The organism is Cellulomonas massiliensis JC225 (assembly GCF_000312005.1).
In the GTDB taxonomy this organism is placed as follows: domain Bacteria; phylum Actinomycetota; class Actinomycetes; order Actinomycetales; family Cellulomonadaceae; genus Cellulomonas; species Cellulomonas massiliensis.
In genome coordinates this window covers 656,197-658,404 of record NZ_HE978588.1, presented here as the reverse complement: position 1 = coordinate 658,404, position 2,208 = coordinate 656,197, and the positions used below count along the sequence as shown (strand labels likewise).

The 2,208-nt window shown below is 75.5% G+C and carries 3 protein-coding genes; all 3 read left to right on the top strand.

The window, feature by feature from the left end; genetic code table 11:
* A partial coding sequence (locus HGCM_RS16615) for a PP2C family protein-serine/threonine phosphatase (protein ID WP_019135435.1) occupies nucleotides 1–648 on the top strand: 648 nt, incomplete at its 5' end.
* A gap of 28 nt (nucleotides 649–676) precedes the next feature.
* Nucleotides 677–1,954, top strand: coding sequence for a vWA domain-containing protein (locus tag HGCM_RS03135; protein ID WP_019135434.1), 1,278 nt, complete (start codon nucleotides 677–679; stop codon nucleotides 1,952–1,954).
* A partial coding sequence (locus HGCM_RS20345) for a zinc ribbon domain-containing protein (RefSeq protein WP_246119480.1) occupies nucleotides 1,951–2,208 on the top strand: 258 nt, incomplete at its 3' end. The genes HGCM_RS03135 and HGCM_RS20345, both read left to right, overlap by 4 nt.

Here is a 2,208-nt window from a genome sequence, read left to right as displayed (position 1 = left end):
GGCGAGGCGCCTGTCGACGCGCCCGACGCGGGGCGGCCCGCCGCGTGGGCGGACCTCGTCGAGCGCTCCGCCGCCGTCGCGGACGAGGCGATCCGCGCGGCGGCCCCCGACGCCGCCCAGCGCGACGACCCCCCGTCCTGCACGTTCGTCGCCGCGGTGCTCGACGGCCCGCTGCTCGTGGTCGGCTGGCTGGGCGACTCGCGCGCCTACTGGCTGCCCGACGAGGGGGCGGCCCAGCAGCTGACGCAGGACGACTCGTGGGCGACCGAGCTCGTCGCGCAGGGCATGTCCCGCGCGGAGGCGGAGGCGTCACGGCAAGCCCACGCGATCACCCGCTGGCTCGGGCCGGACGCCGTCGACACCGAGCCGCGCACGATCGCGACCCGCACGCGCGGCGCGGGCTGGGTCCTCGTCTGCTCGGACGGCCTGTGGAACTACTGCTCGGCGCCCGAGGACGTCGCGGCGCTGGTCCGGGCCTGCGCGCAGGCGGCGGGCACGGAGCCCGACGCGCTCGCCGGCGAGCTGGTCCGGTGGGCCAACGCGCAGGGCGGCAAGGACAACGTCACGGCCGTCCTGGCGCGCGTCGGTCCCGGCACCGCGTTCGATAGCCTCCAGTCGTCGGCCCCCGCGGCAGCGACCTCCGCCTGACCCCTGCCCCGACCCCGAAGGAGCGAGCGTGGCCACCTTCACGTCCGACGTCTTCCAGAACGAGTTCCTGCCCGCCGGCGGCACGGACGTGCACGCGATCGTCCAGGTGACGAGCAGCGGGGCGGGCTCGGCGACGTCGACGGCGGGCGGTGTGGCGGAGATCCTCGTGATCGACACCTCCGGGTCCATGGACGGGGCGAACCTCGACGCGGCGAAGCGCGCCGCGGCGGTCGCGGTCGACCAGATCTCCGACGGCGTGTACTTCGCGATCGTCGGGGGCAGCCACGTCGCGCAGCGCGTGTTCCCGTACCCCAACGCGCCGGTGGCGATGGTGCCGATGGAGCCGGGCGCGCGGGCGGAGGCGAAGCGCGCGATCGGGATGCTGCGGGCCCAGGGCGGCACCGCGATGAGCACGTGGCTGTACCTGACCGACCAGCTCTTCGCGACGGTGCCGCAGGCCCAGCAGCGGCACGCGATCCTGCTGACCGACGGCAAGAACGAGTCGGAGCCCCGCCGCCTGCTCTCGCGCGCCGTGCACGACGTGACGGGGCACTTCCAGTGCGACGCGCGCGGCGTGGGCTCGCGGTGGCAGGTGGACGAGCTGCGTGAGATCTCGACCGCGCTGCTCGGCACCGTCGACCTCATCGCCGAGCCGAGCCTCATCGCCGAGGACTTCGCCGCGCTCATCCGCGCGTCGATGGGGCGCGGCGTGGCGAACGCCGAGCTGCGCGTGTGGGCGCCGCAGGGCGCGCAGGTGCTGTGGGTGCGCCAGGTCTCGCCGACGGTCGAGGACCTCACCGACCGGCGCACGGAGGTCAACCCGCTGACGGGCGGGTACCCGACGGGCTCGTGGGGGGACGAGCAGCGCGACTACCACGTGGCGGTGCGCGTCGCGTCGAAGGGCGTCGGCGCGGAGCAGCTCGCCGCCCGGGTGCAGATCGCGGTCGGCGGCGAGGTCGTGACGTCGGCGCTCGTCAAGGCGAAGTGGTCGGACGACGCGAGCCTCACGGCGCAGATCAGCCCCGAGGTCGCGCACTACACCGGGCAGGCGGAGCTCGCGGCGGCCATCCAGGAGGGCCTGGCCGCCAAGGCGGCGGGCGACGAGGCGACGGCGACGGTCAAGCTCGGCCGCGCCGTCCAGCTGGCGCAGGAGACCGGCAACGACGAGGCGACGAGCCGGCTGCGGCGCGTCGTCGAGATCGACGACGAGGCGACGGGGACCGTGCGGCTCAAGCGGAACGCGAACAAGCTCGACGAGATGGCGCTCGACACCGCGTCGACCAAGACCACCCGCGTCAAGCGATGAGCGTGCTCTGCCCGAACGGGCACTCCTCCGAGTCGACCGACTACTGCGACCTGTGCGGCGCGCCCATCGCCGCGCCCACCCCCGCGTCGGCCGCGCCGCCCACCCCCGCGCCCGACCCGGCGGCCTCCGCCGGGACGACGACGTGCCCGCACTGCGGCGCGCCGGCGTCGGCGCTCGCGCTATTCTGCGAGAACTGCGGGTACGACTTCACGACGGGCACCGCGCCCGCCGCGGACCCCGGCTCGGACCCCTCG